At 67.5% G+C, this 14,086-nt stretch carries 18 protein-coding genes and 1 tRNA gene; 5 read left to right on the top strand and 14 right to left on the bottom strand.

Features of this window, described 5'->3' with window-relative positions; genetic code table 11:
• Positions 1-7 precede the first annotated feature (7 nt).
• Genes dapF through HUU99_RS09675 form a run of 3 tightly spaced genes read right to left on the bottom strand, consistent with a single transcriptional unit; the run spans position 8 to position 2,053 of the window.
• Positions 8-946, bottom strand: coding sequence for a diaminopimelate epimerase (gene dapF / locus HUU99_RS09685; RefSeq protein WP_174286372.1), 939 nt, complete (start codon positions 944-946; stop codon positions 8-10).
• The gene (locus HUU99_RS09680; protein ID WP_174286371.1) at positions 946-1,602 is read right to left on the bottom strand and encodes a glutathione S-transferase family protein; all 657 of its coding nucleotides are present in this window, start codon (positions 1,600-1,602) and stop codon (positions 946-948) included. Before HUU99_RS09680 ends, dapF begins: the two co-directional genes overlap by 1 nt.
• 16 nt (positions 1,603-1,618) lie before the next feature.
• A complete protein-coding gene (locus HUU99_RS09675; RefSeq protein WP_174286370.1) occupies positions 1,619-2,053 on the bottom strand; it encodes a DUF6456 domain-containing protein in 435 nt (144 codons plus the stop codon).
• Positions 2,054-2,144: 91 nt separating this feature from the next.
• Here HUU99_RS09675 and HUU99_RS09670 point away from each other — a divergent pair, with 91 nt between their 5' ends.
• Complete coding sequence (locus HUU99_RS09670; RefSeq protein ID WP_174286369.1) at positions 2,145-2,720, top strand: helix-turn-helix domain-containing protein; 576 nt, start codon at positions 2,145-2,147, stop codon at positions 2,718-2,720.
• Between the two features lie 110 nt (positions 2,721-2,830).
• Complete coding sequence (locus tag HUU99_RS09665; RefSeq protein WP_174286368.1) at positions 2,831-3,205, top strand: DUF3597 domain-containing protein; 375 nt, start codon at positions 2,831-2,833, stop codon at positions 3,203-3,205.
• A gap of 36 nt (positions 3,206-3,241) precedes the next feature.
• Here the strand turns inward: HUU99_RS09665 and HUU99_RS09660 are convergent.
• The 4 genes from HUU99_RS09660 to HUU99_RS09645 form a co-directional block, all read right to left on the bottom strand.
• Positions 3,242-3,317 (bottom strand) — tRNA-Val (locus HUU99_RS09660).
• Between the two features lie 64 nt (positions 3,318-3,381).
• Entirely contained in the window at positions 3,382-3,522 is a 141-nt protein-coding gene (locus HUU99_RS15815; RefSeq protein ID WP_174286367.1) for a hypothetical protein, read from the bottom strand.
• Positions 3,519-4,316 (bottom strand): hypothetical protein, encoded by a 798-nt coding sequence (locus HUU99_RS15810; RefSeq protein ID WP_174286366.1) that lies wholly within the window; start codon positions 4,314-4,316, stop codon positions 3,519-3,521. Before HUU99_RS15810 ends, HUU99_RS15815 begins: the two co-directional genes overlap by 4 nt.
• Positions 4,317-4,437: 121 nt before the next feature.
• Positions 4,438-5,331, bottom strand: coding sequence for a LysR family transcriptional regulator (locus HUU99_RS09645; protein WP_174286365.1), 894 nt, complete (start codon positions 5,329-5,331; stop codon positions 4,438-4,440).
• A 93-nt stretch (positions 5,332-5,424) separates the two neighbouring features.
• Here HUU99_RS09645 and HUU99_RS09640 point away from each other — a divergent pair, with 93 nt between their 5' ends.
• The gene (locus HUU99_RS09640; protein ID WP_174286364.1) at positions 5,425-5,868 is read left to right on the top strand and encodes a (R)-mandelonitrile lyase; all 444 of its coding nucleotides are present in this window, start codon (positions 5,425-5,427) and stop codon (positions 5,866-5,868) included.
• The gene (locus tag HUU99_RS09635; RefSeq protein ID WP_174286363.1) at positions 5,865-6,692 is read left to right on the top strand and encodes an SDR family oxidoreductase; all 828 of its coding nucleotides are present in this window, start codon (positions 5,865-5,867) and stop codon (positions 6,690-6,692) included. The genes HUU99_RS09640 and HUU99_RS09635 overlap by 4 nt, the downstream gene beginning before the upstream one ends.
• 19 nt (positions 6,693-6,711) lie before the next feature.
• Here the strand turns inward: HUU99_RS09635 and HUU99_RS09630 are convergent, their stop codons facing one another.
• The 4 genes from HUU99_RS09630 to HUU99_RS09615 all read right to left on the bottom strand — a co-directional run bounded on the left by HUU99_RS09630 (position 6,712) and on the right by HUU99_RS09615 (position 9,995).
• Positions 6,712-8,220, bottom strand: a complete 1,509-nt coding sequence (locus HUU99_RS09630; protein ID WP_174286362.1) for an NAD(P)(+) transhydrogenase (Re/Si-specific) subunit beta — start codon at positions 8,218-8,220, stop codon at positions 6,712-6,714.
• Between the two features lie 96 nt (positions 8,221-8,316).
• A complete protein-coding gene (locus HUU99_RS09625) occupies positions 8,317-8,616 on the bottom strand; it encodes an NAD(P) transhydrogenase subunit alpha (protein ID WP_174286361.1) in 300 nt (99 codons plus the stop codon).
• 114 nt (positions 8,617-8,730) lie between these two features.
• Positions 8,731-9,858 carry an NAD(P) transhydrogenase subunit alpha gene (locus HUU99_RS09620; RefSeq protein ID WP_174286360.1) on the bottom strand — a complete coding sequence of 376 codons (1,128 nt, stop codon included), beginning with the start codon at positions 9,856-9,858 and terminating at the stop codon, positions 8,731-8,733.
• Entirely contained in the window at positions 9,858-9,995 is a 138-nt protein-coding gene (locus tag HUU99_RS09615) for an aa3-type cytochrome c oxidase subunit IV (protein ID WP_254603095.1), read from the bottom strand. Before HUU99_RS09615 ends, HUU99_RS09620 begins: the two co-directional genes overlap by 1 nt.
• A 123-nt stretch (positions 9,996-10,118) precedes the next feature.
• Between HUU99_RS09615 and HUU99_RS09610 the strand changes: the two genes are divergently transcribed.
• The gene (locus HUU99_RS09610; protein ID WP_174286359.1) at positions 10,119-11,537 is read left to right on the top strand and encodes a sigma-54-dependent transcriptional regulator; all 1,419 of its coding nucleotides are present in this window, start codon (positions 10,119-10,121) and stop codon (positions 11,535-11,537) included.
• Here HUU99_RS09610 and HUU99_RS09605 read toward each other — a convergent pair.
• The 3 genes from HUU99_RS09605 to HUU99_RS09595 form a co-directional block, all read right to left on the bottom strand.
• Positions 11,534-12,217: a hypothetical protein gene (locus HUU99_RS09605; protein ID WP_174286358.1), complete on the bottom strand. Its 684-nt coding sequence runs from the start codon at positions 12,215-12,217 to the stop codon at positions 11,534-11,536. The two genes, HUU99_RS09610 and HUU99_RS09605, sit on opposite strands and share 4 nt — an antisense overlap.
• Positions 12,218-12,232: 15 nt before the next feature.
• Positions 12,233-13,291, bottom strand: a complete 1,059-nt coding sequence (gene folP, locus HUU99_RS09600; protein ID WP_174286357.1) for a dihydropteroate synthase — start codon at positions 13,289-13,291, stop codon at positions 12,233-12,235.
• 198 nt (positions 13,292-13,489) lie between these two features.
• Positions 13,490-14,071: a CPBP family intramembrane glutamic endopeptidase gene (locus tag HUU99_RS09595; protein WP_254603101.1), complete on the bottom strand. Its 582-nt coding sequence runs from the start codon at positions 14,069-14,071 to the stop codon at positions 13,490-13,492.
• Positions 14,072-14,086 lie beyond the last annotated feature (15 nt).

The following is a 14,086-nucleotide window of genomic DNA, read 5'->3' as shown; positions in this document are numbered from 1 at the left end:
CCGGCGGTCAGGCCGCCGTCGCCGCGGCCCAGGCTGCGGCCTCGTCGTGAAAGACGGTGTCGATCCTCAGATCGCGCACCGCGCCGGTCGCCGGATCGACGTCGATCGACCCCGTCCATTGCCAGGTCGCATTCCCCTCGATCGTCACCATGCCGTCCGCCGCCGCGACCGCGCGCACCAGCCCGCCGCGGTTCAGCACGACGACCGGGGTGCCGAACGCGATCCGCCCGGTCAGCCCGGCGGCGTGCACCGACGCCGCCATCGCGCTGCCGCAGCTGTCGGTCAGCCCGACCCCCCGCTCGAACGTGCGAACGAACAGCGTGGCGGGGTCGCGAAGCTCGACGAACGACACGTTCGCGCGGTTGGGAAGCCAGCCGGGTGCCGCCTCGCACACCCGGCCGATCGTCGCGAGTTCCGCCTCGTCCACGGCCTCGACGAACGCGATCAGATGGGGATTGGGGATCGCGACCGCGGTAAAGGCGCGCGCGCTGCCGAGCGGCGCGATCGCCGTCTCGATATTGCTCTCGCGCCCGATCGTCATCGGCCAGTCGGCAACGTCGTGCGTCGCCGGGCCCGCGGTCTCACGCACCGTGTAGACGCCCGGCGCCAGATCGGCCGCATGCGACGCTTCGGCCGTGCTGTTCATCAGCCCAACCGTCGCCACCTCGATCCCCAGCGCCGCGAACCCCGCGCGCGCGACGCAGCGAAGCCCGTTCAGACACGTCTCCGCCTCGCTCCCGTCCGAATTGTACATCGCCATCGAAAACGGCACGCTTTGATCGCCCGGTCCGAGGAGCAACAGCCCGTCTCCACCGACGGGCCCGGTCCGGTCCGCCAGCGCGCGCGCGACCGTCGCCCATTCCGCGTCGCTCAGCTGCACCGCGCGCGCATCGACCAGCGGGAAATCGTTGCCCGAACCGTGACATTTGACGACCGGTATCCGCATCACGCCGCCATAAGCCGCCGCTCACCCGCCACCAGATCGGCAATCCCGGGTCGGCCGAGGATCGCATCGCGATAGGCGATCGTCCGCGGCCAACGCACCGGATCCATTGCCACGTCGCAATACTCCAGGTTCACCAGCGGACAGACGACCGAAATGTCCGCCAGCGTCAGCCGGTCGTCGACCAGAAAACCGGTATCGGGAATGGTTCGCTCCAGGTAATCGAACAATGGCGGCAGTTCGTCGCGGACCGCCGCATCCGCCGCCGCCATGTCCCCCGGGCGTTTCAGGAAACGCGGCGCGACGACGCGATTGAAGAACACCGGCGCACAGGCCTTCATCAGCAGCGTGTCGCCAAACTCATCCCACCAAATCGTCCGCGCCCGCGATATCGGATCGGACGGGATCAGCGCGGGATCGGGAAATTTTGCCTCGATATAGGTGACGATCGCGCTCGAATCCGAAATCGTGAAGTCGCGTCCGCCGTCCGCGCCGGGATCGCGCAGCGCGGGCATCTTGCGGAACGGCGACGCGGCGGCGAAATCCTCGCCTCCCGCGCCCATGCCCGCCATTCGCAGATCAACCGCAATGCCTTTTTCATGCGCGAAGAACAGCACCTTGCGTACAAAGGGCGATAGTCCCGAACCATAAATGATCATTCTTGCGCTCCACGGTTCAACCAAGACCATAATGATCTCCCAGCCGATCCAGCGCCAGAGTCAATACAATCCGCCCCGCCCGCGCCGGCCAGCCGAGACCGCGTTCCGCCGTCGGCAGCGTCTCGCCGGCGCAGATCACGCGCCAGGCCACGTCCTTCAGGCCACCGCCGAGCGCCGCCAGTGCTGCGTCGAACCGCCGCTTCGCCGCGATCTGCGCATGCGCCGGATCGAATCCACCTGCGCCGCCATCGACCCGCGCCGTCCAGCGCATCGTGGTGCGCGGCGCGATACATGCACGTTCGTAGTCGCAGCGCAGCCGTTCCCCCGCCTCGAATTGCCTTGCGTCCACCATCCCGCGCGCGCGCAACCAGCCGAGCGGCGACTCGGCCAGGTTGACCGTCACGCTGCGGCCTCCAAGACCCGGCACCCTCCGCTCGGCCAATTCGCGCATCGTCGTCTCCCGTCTGCGATTCGGCATGCTCTTGCCATGGCGGCGATATTGTAGGACAGCGAAAAACCCATTTGGTTGTAAGAGAGCCGAAATGATTAGCGCGATCCGCGAAGTCCGCCGTGCCCGCAACATGACGCTGGACGATGTCGCCCGCGCTTGCACGCCGCCTACGACGCCGCAGACGATCGGTCGGCTGGAGACGGGCACCCGGACGGTGTCCGTCGCTTGGCTGAACCGGATCGCCGCCGCCCTGGGGGTGACTGCCGGCGATCTGGTTACACTACCGACGCGCAGCGACCTGCCGCTCGCCGCGATCATCGACGCCGACGGCACGCACGCTCCGCGCAGGGCGGCAACGATCGTCCCGCCCGCCGCCGCCGCTGGGTTGATTGCGCTATCGGTCGCATCCGGCGTCGGCGATTACCGCGCAGGCGATGAGGTCTGGTGCGAAACCCTTGCTCCCGGCGATTTCGGCCGCGCGATGAACCGGGACGTCCTGGTGCCGCGCGGTGCCGGTCAGTTCCTGTTCGGCCGCCTGATCGGTCGCGACGAGGCGCAAGGGGGCGGACGATTGCATCTGCTTCCGCTGACGCCCGGCAGCCGCCAGCATGTCATGGCCGACCCGCCCTGGCTCGCGCGCGCGGTTCGGCTGGTGCGGTTGCTGTAATGGCGGTTCCCTTGCGGGCTTCGACTCATTGATCCGTCGAATTCTTTTCACCCTGCCGATACCGAGACGGGCATTTGCGCGTTGCCGCAGTTCACCATGAAGGACACACCATGAGCATTTTCGGATCGATCAAGGACGCGATTTTCGGCCACCCTGCGGTCCAGGCCGCTGCCCCCGCGGCACCAGCCCCCGCCGCCGCCAGTCCCGCCGAACCGGCACCCGCGGCACCCGCACCTGCCGAACCGCCGGCTCCGATCGACGCCGACGCCGCGCTGGAGAAGATTGCGGCATCCAAGGGCGATACCGACCTTCATTGGCAGACGTCCATCGTCGATCTGATGAAGCTGCTCGGTCTCGATTCCAGCCTGTCCAACCGCGAGGAGCTGGCGACCGAGCTTGGCTATACCGGCGAAAAGGACGGGTCCGCCGAAATGAACATCTGGCTGCATGCTGCGGTGATGGAGCGGATCCGAACCGGCAAATAAGACCTACGCCCGCCCCCCCCCGGTCCAGGACCGGGGTGGTGGGCGCTGACGGGTTCGAACCGCCGACCTACTCGGTGTAAACGAGCCGCTCTACCAGCTGAGCTAAGCGCCCCATAGCGGGAATGCGCGCGATGCCAGCGTCGCGCGTGATCGGCAAGTCCCGTTGTACAGACTAATCAGCGCACCGGCATATCCATCCGTGCGCGCGCCGCGAAATAGCCCGCCATCGCCTCGCTGGCGCGCGGTGCGAGCCGCATGAACGCGCGCCGCCGATCGGCTGCGTCGGGCACGCGCTCGAATAGTCCGGCCTCCGTCATCCGCGCGATCCAGCGCAAGGCGGTCGTCGGCGCCACCGCGGCGGCGATGCACAGGCTCGACACCGAGACGCGGACATTTTCCAGTTCGGCCGCAAACAGGTCGAGCAGCATGTCCCACGCCGGGTCCTCGAACAACCCGCTGACGAGAACCGGTCGCGCAGCCGGCGCAGCCGGATCGTGCGGCGGATATCGCTGGCCTTTGGCGGGGCGACCGGGATCGATTCGATCATGAAGCTCGTCCGCCGCTCCGCCACGCTGTCGTCCTCGTCCGCTTCGCCGCCGCTGCGCGTCAGCCGCGCGAGCAGTTCCGCGATTCGCGCGACCTCGCGGTTCAGCCGGTCGAGCCGCGACGCCTCGCCCTCGCGCCACCGGTCGTGCAGCACCCCGTCCGATCGCTGCGCCGCCAGCGCCAGCGCCGCGATCCGCTCCGCCATCGTCGGCGCGCACAGCAGGTCGACCGTCGCGCCGAGCAGCCCGGCCGTCACCACGTCGATCTGCGCGACGTCCAACGCGACGACCACGGTCAAATCCAGTGCGGTCGCATAGCCGTCGATCCGCGGCAGCATCCCCGTCAGCACCGCCTCGTCCGCCCCGGCGGTCTCGATCAGGATCAGAGGTTGTACCGCGATCCGCGACAACTCCTCGGGCACGGCGTTCCAGTCGATCCGCGCGAGCAGTCGACCACCCGTCAACTCCAACGCCCGAACCGCCTCCGCCCCGGCACCCGGCGAAGCGATCAGTATCGCGACCTGCGAACCGCGCGAAGGCGTTTCGGGATCAACCGGCGCGTCCATCGATCACTCCCCCTTCGACCGGAAGCGAGGATAAGGGGGTGTAGCGGCAGGGGAAGACGATTGACCCAAAACCGATGCATCTCGACGCGACGTAGCCAAGGGTGGCGTTTAGTGCCTGATTTCAACTACGGTAGCGCAGCGCGGCCACCAGCAGAACGAACGCCGCGGAAGGCTGCCGGCGGCTCGGATAGTAGATGTGGTATCCCGGAAAAGACGGGCACCAATCGTCCAAGACGCGGACCAATCGCCCATCGGCGACCTGCGCCGCGACCTGATCCTCCATCACGAATGCCATCCCGAACCCCGCCGACGCTGCGCGGACGATCATGTGAACATTGTCGAACGCCAGCTGTCCTTCCACGCGGACGCGCAGTTCCCGACCGTCCTTCTCCATTTCCCAGGCATAAAGTCCGCCCGCGCTCAACAGGCGAAGGTTGATGCAATCGTGACCGGCTAGGTCCTGCGGGGTCTGCGGAATCGATCGCCGTTCGAAATAGCCGGGCGAGCCGACCACCGCCATCCGGAGGTCCGGCCCGATCCGCGCCGCAATCATGTCCTTGGCAAGCGCTTCGCCCAGCCGGACGCCGGCGTCGAACCGCTGGGTGACGATATCTGCGAACCCCGAATCGATGCTCAGTTCGACATGGATGTCGGGATAATCGGGAAGCAGCTTTGCGAAGGTCGGCCACAGCACCGTATCCACGGCGTGCTGGGAGGCCGTGATACGGATATTCCCGGCGGGCCGCTCGCGAAGATCGCGGAGCGACGCGAGCTGCGTCTCGATGCCGGCCAGCGCCGGTCGCAACGTGTCCAGCAGTCGTTGGCCGGCGTGGGTCGGTGCGACGCTTCGCGTGGTGCGGGTCAGAAGCCGGACGCCGAGCCGCGTTTCCAGGCGACGGACCGTATGGCTGAGTGCCGACTGCGACGTACCCAGCCTGGCCGCGGCGCGCGTGAAGCTGCATTCTTCGGATACGGCAAGGAACACGCTGAGGTCGCTCAGTTGATCGCGCTGCATCCATGAACCCTAGATATAGGTCCATGCAAGTTCCAGCGACTTATCACATACCCCCATCACGCCTAGATCCGCACGCAGCATGGGAGACGGTTCATGGATATCAAGCGTAGCGGCGCGCAGCCTTCGGTTCGGGGCCCGGCGGACTATTTCACCGGCGTCGTCCGGATCGATGCGCCGTTCAGCGGCAGCGGCAAGTTGAGCGGCGCGACGGTGACGTTCGAACCGGGTGCACGAACCGCCTGGCACACGCATCCGCTAGGGCAGACGCTCCTCGTGACCTCCGGTCTGGGTCGGGTCCAGCGCGAGGGCGGCATGGTGGAGGAAATCCGTCCGGGCGACATCATATGGTTCGCGCCGGACGAGAAGCATTGGCATGGCGCTGCCCCCGACTGCGCGATGACGCACATCGCGATCGCCGAAATGAAGGATGGTTCGGTCGTCACCTGGCTGGAAAAGGTCAGCGACGCACAATTCACGACGCCGCCGCTGCCATCTGCAACGGGCAATCGCTCCACGTCGCAAGGGGAATCGGAATGACCGACGTCGTCGTCGTCATCGGTGCGGGATCGATCGGCCAGGCGATCGCCCGCCGCATCGGCGCGGGCAAGCACGTCCTGCTGGCCGACCTGTGCCAGGAAACCGCCGAGGCCGCGGCGAAGACGCTTGGCGATGCAGGGTTCCGGGTCAGCGCGGCGACGGTCGACGTGTCTTCCGTCCTGTCTGTCCGCGCGCTGGTCGCGACGGCAACGGCGATCGGCGACGTGACCGGCATGATCCATGCCGCCGGCGTCTCCCCGTCGCAGGCCTCGCCCGCAACCATCCTCGCCGTCGATCTGTACGGCACCGCGATCGTGCTCGAGGCGTTCGGCGATGTCATCGCGCGCGGCGGCGCGGGCGTCGTGATCGCATCGCAGTCCGGGCATCGCCTGGGAGCATTGACCGCCGACCAGGATCTGGCGCTCGCCACGACGCCGGCCGACGACCTGCTCGCGCTTGCGATGCTGCAACCGGATCGGGTCACCGACCCGTTGAACGCCTATCAGATCGCGAAGCGGGCAAACGCGCTCAGGGTGATGGCGGAGGCGGTGCGCTGGGGAAGACGCGGAGCGCGGCTGAACACGATCAGCCCGGGCATCGTCATCACGCCACTGGCCAACGACGAACTGACCGGCCCGCGCGGGGCGGGTTATCGCCGGATGATCGATCTCTCGCCGGTCGGACGCGCCGGTACCCCGGACGAGGTCGCGACGGTGGGGGCGCTTCTGATGGGATCGGAGGGCGCGTTCATCACCGGCAGCGATATCCTGATGGACGGCGGCGTGACGGCAAGCTACCGGTTCGGCGACCTCGCGCCGGCCTGACGCGTTCGCGCGCACGTTCTCAGCCCAACGCCTTCACGATCTCCTCCGTCATCTTCTTCGCGTCGCCCAGCAGCATCATGGTGTTGTCCATATAGAACACGTCGTTGTCGACGCCGGCATAGCCTACCCCGCCCATCGACCGCTTGATGAACACCACCGTCTTCGCCTTTTCGACGTCCAGCACGGGCATGCCGTAGATCGGCGAGGTCTTGTCGGTCTTCGCGGCCGGATTGGTGACGTCGTTCGCGCCGATGACGAACGCGACGTCGGTCTGCGCGAATTCGCTGTTGATGTCCTCCAGCTCGAACACCTCGTCATAGGGCACGTTCGCTTCGGCGAGCAGCACGTTCATGTGCCCGGGCATCCGTCCCGCGACGGGGTGGATCGCATATTTGACGCGCACGCCCTCGGCGCGCAGCTTGTCGCCCATTTCGCGGAGCACGTGCTGCGCCTGGCTGACCGCCATGCCGTAGCCGGGGACGATCACCACCTGTTCGGCCTGGCTCATCAGGAAGGCCGCGTCCTCCGCGGAGCCGCGCTTCCACGGACGATCGGCCTTCGCCGCGCCGCCGCCGGTGTCGGCGACCGCACCGAATCCGCCCGCGATGACGCTGATGAAGCTGCGGTTCATCGCGCGACACATGATATAGCTCAGGATCGCGCCCGACGATCCGACCAGCGCGCCCGTGATGATCATCGCCGTATTGTGCAGCGTGAACCCCATCGCCGCGGCGGCCCAGCCCGAATAGCTGTTCAGCATGCTGACGACGACGGGCATGTCCGCGCCGCCGATCGGGACGATCAGCAGGAAGCCGATCGCGAAGCTGAGCGCGGTGACCGACCAGAAGACCCAGGGGCTCTGGTCCTGCGTGAAATAGGCGATGAGCAGCAGGATCGCGGCGACGATGCCGAGGTTGATGACGTGGCGGAACGGCAGCAGGATCGGCTTGCCGCCCATATTGCCGTTCAGCTTCAGGAACGCGATGACCGAGCCGCTGAACGTGATCGCGCCGATCGCGACGCCCAGCCCCATCTCGATCCGGCTGACCGGATGAATGACCGCGAAGGACTGTCCGATCAGCGGGACGACGAGGTCGGCGATGCCGAACGCCTGCGGGTTGAGGTACGCCGCGCACGCGACGAGGACCGCGGCGAGGCCGACGAGGCTGTGGAACGCGGCGACGAGCTGCGGCATGTCGGTCATCGCGATGCGCCGCGCGGTGGTCAGGCCGATCGCCGCGCCGAGGGCGATGGCGGCGAGGATTTCTGCGATGGTTACGTAGTCGACGGGAAGGGTGAACGACTCAGCCGGAGCGTAAAGCGTCCATCCCGACCCGACCGCAAAGCTTACTGTCGGCACATGCGTCACCAGCGTGGTGACCACAGCGATCGTCATGCCGATGATGCCGAACCGGTTGCCGCGCTGACTCGACGCCGGGCTCGACAGCCCGCGCAGCGCGAGGACGAAACACACCCCCGCGACGAGATAGGCGAGCGCTGCCCAGGGATTGACCGTCAGTTCGTCCATCGCGCTTTCCCTCCCGTCACCCCGGCGAAGGCCGGGGTCCATCTCTCCACCAGCGCCTGTGGCCCGATGGATCCCGGCCTACGCCGGGATGACGACCTATTTCGAAACGACCACCGGCCGTTCCTTCTTCTTGTACATCGCCAGCATCCGCGCCGTCACCGCGAACCCGCCGAAGATATTGACGCTGGCCAACACCACCGCCCCCAGCCCCAGCCACTTCGCCACCGGCGATCCCGCGGCCGCCGAAGCGATCAACGCCCCCACGATAATGACCGAGGAAATAGCGTTGGTCACGGCCATCAAAGGCGTATGCAACGCAGGCGTGACCGACCAGACGACATAATAGCCCACGAAGCAGGCCATGACGAAGATCGACAGGATCGCGATGAAGTCCATCAGCAACTCCCAAAGGTTACAAAGTTTACGGTAATCACCAAAATTCCCTCACCCTCTTCAGGATGAAGCCACTCGTCGAACGATGGCACCGCGATCCGATGTAGGACAGTGAATTCACCGCGTTTCGAGGAGCCGTGGCGACACCACCTTGCCACCCCGCGTCAGCCGGATCGCGTCGCCGATCTCCGCATCCAGCACCGGCCGCCCAGCATCCTTGTCCCAGAAGGCGCTCAGGAAATTGAAGAGGTTGCGCGCGAACAACGCGCTCGCGTCCGCCGCCAGCCGCGACGGCACGTTGCGGTGCCCGACGATCTTCACGCCGCCGACCTCGACGACCGCGCCCGCCACCGCACCCTCGACATTGCCGCCCTGCTCCACTGCGAGATCGACGATTACTGAACCCGGCTTCATGCTCGCGACCTGCGCGGCGGAGACGAGCCGCGGTGCCGGGCGGCCGGGGATCAGCGCGGTGGTGATGACGATGTCCTGCTTGGCGATATGCGCGGTCACCAGTTCGGCCTGCGCGGCTTGGTATTCGGGGCTCATCTCCCCGGCATAGCCGCCCGACCCTTCGCCCTCGATGCCGGCGACGTTCTCGACGAAGATCGGTTTCGCGCCCAGCGACTGGATCTGTTCCTTCGTCGCCGAGCGCACGTCGGTCGCGGAAACCTGTGCGCCCAGCCGCCGTGCGGTCGCGATCGCCTGCAATCCGGCGACGCCGACCCCCATCACGAAAACCTTCGCCGCCGAGATCGTCCCCGCCGCGGTCATCATCATCGGAAACGCCCGGCCATATTCCGCCGCGCCGTCCAGTACCGCCTTGTAGCCGGACAGGTTCGATTGCGACGACAGGATATCCATCGACTGCGCGCGGGTGATCCGCGGCATGAATTCCATCGCCAGCGCCTCGTAACCCGCCGCCGCATAGGCATCGACCCGCGCGCGTTCCGCGAACGGATTGAGGCTGGCGACGATCCAGGCCCCCGGTGCCGCCCCGGACAGCGTCACGGGATCGGGGCCCTGAACGCCCAGCACGACGTCCGCGCCGGCCAGCGTTGCCGACCTGTCGCCAACGGTCGCGCCCGCATCGCGATAGGCCTGGTCGGCGATCGATGCGCCAATGCCCGCCCCCGCCTCGACCGCGACATCCGCGCCGAGTGCGATGAATTTGCGGACCGTCTCCGCCGTTCCGGCCACGCGCCGTTCGCCGGGGGCATGCTCGGCGAGGACCGCGATCCGCATCAGCGGCTGATGATCAGGATCACCGCCAGCGCGATGGCACCACAAGCGACCGCGCCCCATTTCAGCATCGCGATCACCCGGTCATAGGTTTGCGCGTGCGCTTTCATGTCACCGTTGCCGGCCATCGTCGTCCCCATTCATCGATCGTCGACGATGACCTTACTCGCCCCCCCGCTACGCCTCAAGCCCCGTGGACGGACTGGCTTAAGCCGACCTTTACTAGAAGCCGCTAGAACGATCGCCATGAACGGGGTGGATGCATGACGCGGAACGGCCAGCGACTGCTGCTGCTGATCGACGACGAGCCGGCGCAGCGCCGTCTCGTATCGGCACTGGCGGCGCGCGCCGGATGGCGATCGATCTTCGCCGCGGACGGCGAAATGGCGATCGCGACGCTCGGTACGCAGGACGGGATGCAGCTCGACGCGATCGTGCTGGATCATTGGGCCCCCGATGCCGACGCGACCGCGCTGATCGCCGAACTGCGCGCACGCCGGCCGGCGTTACCGATCCTGATGCTGACCGCGAACGGTTCGGTGGCGCACGCCGTCGCCGCGATGCGTAGCGGCGCGACCGATTTCCTGGTCAAGCCGCTGGCCCCCGACCGGCTGCTCGCCGCACTCGAGGCGGCGGTCGGCGGCACCGATGCGGGCGAACTGCGCCCGCTGACCGAAAAGATCCCCGCACTGCTGGGCTTCGACGAGATCGTCGGTTCCTCCCCCGATTTCCGCGCCGCGCTCGCCATCGCCGCCAAGGCCGCGCGCACCCGCGTCGCGGTGTTGATCGAGGGCGAAAGCGGTGTCGGCAAGGAAGTCGTCGCGGAGGCGGTCCACGCCGCTTCCCCGCGCGGCAAGAAGCCGATGGTCACCGTCAATTGCGGCGCGATCCCCGCGAACCTGGTCGAGAGCGAGCTGTTCGGCCACGAAAAGGGCGCGTTCACCGGCGCGTTCGAACGCAAGATCGGGCGCTTCGCCGATGCCGATGGCGGCACACTGCTGCTCGACGAGGTCGGCGAGATGCCGCTCGATGCGCAGGTCAAGCTGCTGCGCGTGCTGCAATCGGGCGAGGTCCAGCCGATCGGCGCGCGTCATCCGCGCATGGTCGATGTCCGCGTGATCGCGGCTACGAACAGGAAACTGCTCGACGAGGTGGAGGCGGGGCGCTTCCGCGAAGACCTGTATTACCGGCTGAATGTCGTGCAGGTGACCATCCCGCCGCTGCGGGAGCGCACCGCGGACATCCCCGCGCTGACTCGCCACCTGCTCGCGCGGATCGCGCAGCAGCCGGGATTGCGGCCGCTCGGCATCACCGACGACGCGCTGTCCCTGCTCGCCGACTACGACTGGCCGGGCAATGTCCGCCAGTTGCAGAACGCGCTCTTCCGCGCCGCGGTGCTGTGCGAGGGGGCGGCACTGACGCGGGCGGATTTCCCGCAGATCGCGAGTCTCGGCAATCGCCGCGGGGTCCCGATCGCGATGGCGATGGCGATGTCGGGCGGCGTCACGCTGTTCCGCGCGGACGGCAACATGCGCGCGCTGGAGGAGATCGAGGCCGACGTCATCCGCCTCGCGATCGGCCATTACCGCGGCCGCATGACCGAAGTCGCGCGGCGGCTGGGGATCGGGCGATCGACGCTGTACCGTAAACTGGGCGAACTCGGGATCGACAACGCCGCCTAGAGCGTCCGCACGACCTTCCCGTCCGCGCCTAGGAAGTCGATCGCCGTCACGCCGTCCGCCGCAACGCGCAGCACCAGCCGTGGACGCCCTGCACCGTCGCGCAGCGCCACGCGCGACGATCCATCATGGTCGCGCCCGACGAACAGCCGCGGCGTGCCGCCGATATTCGCGGCGGTATAGGCCGCCGCCCGCTGCGTTGCCGGCATCGCGACGATCCGCGCGATCGCCGGATAGTCGATCTGCCTTTCCGGCTGATCGTTCACCATCAGCCCCGCGCGCCGCTCGGTCCCGTCCTGCTCGCCCAGCAACTGCACGACCTGGTCCTGGTGATAGCGATCGAAGGTCAGGCTGCCGTAACTCGCCGCCTTGTCCCCCGTCTTTTGCCCACCGAAGATCAGGCCGCCATTCTCCGTCCCCTCGTCATTGTAGAACAACATGCCCGCGGCGCTTCGGCTGGGGTGCGGATATTCGGTGCCCTTGACGATGATGCCGGGGGCGCGTGCCGTGTCGGAGATCGTCATGCGCAGCGTGCCGTCCGGTTCGCGGACGTTGATCCGTTCCACGTCGATCGTGCCGAGCGTCTTCGCGGGCGGCGCGGCGGCGGCGATCAGGAACCAGGCGAGCGCCGCGGTCGTCACCCCGGCATAGGCAAGCAGCATCTTCTGCGGATCGAAGGTCATGGCACTCTCCCGTTGTCAACGAACGGGCATCATCGCCGCATCCTTGAGCCCGCGCCAGACCCGCACCGCCTGCACCGTCTCGGCGACGTCGTGGACGCGCAGCAACTGCACGCCCGCCTCGATGCCCTTGATCGCCAGCGCGACCGATCCGCCAAGCCGCTCCCCCACCGGTGCCTCGTTCGACAACGCGCCGATCATCCGCTTGCGACTGACCCCGAGCATGATCGGACAGCCCAGCCCGTGAAACATCGCCAACCCGTTCAGCACCGCGAGATTGTCCGCGAGCGACTTGCCGAAACCGATGCCGGGATCGACGATGATCCGCGCACGGTCGACGCCCCCCGCGACCACCGCGGCGATCCGCGCGGCGAGCCAGTCGAACACCTCGGTCAGCACGTTGCGATACGCCACCCGGCCATGCCCGCCCTTGGCGGGATCGGGCGAGTGCATCAGCACCACCGGGCAGCCGGCACGCGCGACCGCCGCCAATGCGCGGTCGTCCCACAGGAGCGCGGACACGTCGTTGACGATCGCCGCACCCGCCGCGAGTGCCGCCTCCATCACGACAGCCTTGCGGGTATCCACCGACACCAAGGTTCCTGCGCTCGCCAGCCGTTCGATGACGGGGACGACGCGCTTGACCTCGTCCTCTTCCCACACCAGCGCCGCGCCCGGCCGCGTGGATTCCCCGCCGACATCGATCAGCGCCGCACCCGCCGCCGCCATATCCACCCCCGCCGCAGCGGCGGCGGCCGGATCGCCCAGATGCTTTGCGCCGTCGGAGAAGCTGTCGGGGGTGACGTTCAGGATGCCCGCGACCAGCGGCTGGTCGAGCCGAAGCGTACGCTGGCCCAGCGTCAGTGCGGGCCGCAGCCGGATGATCGCGTCGTGCAGCCGGATCGCGCGCTCGCCAAGCATCACGACCTCCGCGACAGGCACCGTTCGCCGAACCCCGTCCTCGATCGCCTCGTACGCCGCGAACCAGCACATCCCCCCCGCCAGCCGCGCGACGCTGCCTTCGGGCAGGCCGATGGGCGTGTCGACGAACTGGATCGGGCGGAGGTGAAGGCTCATATCTCGTCCCCGACGGCGCACAGCCGCCCGCCCCTCCCCGGCGAAGGCCGGGGCCCAGTTGCACCGGTTCGCGTTACCGCGCGCGCCACGTCGTCACAATCGTCTCGCAGCTGGGCCCCGGCCTTCGCCGGGGAGGGAAAGCGGGAACGGCGGACGGCGTTCCCCTGAGACCCTATGGCAACGTCGCACACAGACATGTCAGAATGCTGCGGGCAGGTTGGTCGCGACATGTACCAACAACGGTGGCCAAAGGCTGCTGGTCAGGCGGCGGAGGCGGATCAATACCAGCCCCATCGGAACCGCGAACGCCATTTGCGCAAACGCCACATGAGGCAGCGACACGCCGTGCAAAAACAGGTGATGCACGCTGAACGCTGTGACGGAAATAGCGGTTGCGCGCGCCGCCGACCCGCCAGCGGCACGCGCCTCGTCCCATATCAGGCCCCGGAACAACAACTCCTCCCCAATGGGACCGAAGACCAGAAAGGCGAACAGTGCCGCGGTCCCTTGCGCATAGGTGATCCAGCCGCCGACCAGATGTGCCACGATGATGCTACCGATAATCCATGCCATAAGCCAACCGACGGCAAGCGTGGCGGCACGGCGCTCGATTGCGAACGTACGTCTCCGCCATTTTAGCAGCGCCCGGTCGCCGCGCCAAACATAAAGCATCGCGATAACGGCTAGGGACGGGATCGCCGCCGTCGGAATACACGCCAGCGACGATGCCGCCGTCCGTGTCAGTCGCCCGGCAGCATAGTTGGTTGCGCCAGTCAGCACCGGAGCCAATGCGAC

Source organism: Sphingomonas bacterium (genome assembly GCF_903642285.1).
Classification (GTDB): domain Bacteria; phylum Pseudomonadota; class Alphaproteobacteria; order Sphingomonadales; family Sphingomonadaceae; genus Sphingomonas.
This window is presented reverse-complemented; position numbering and strand designations above follow the sequence as displayed.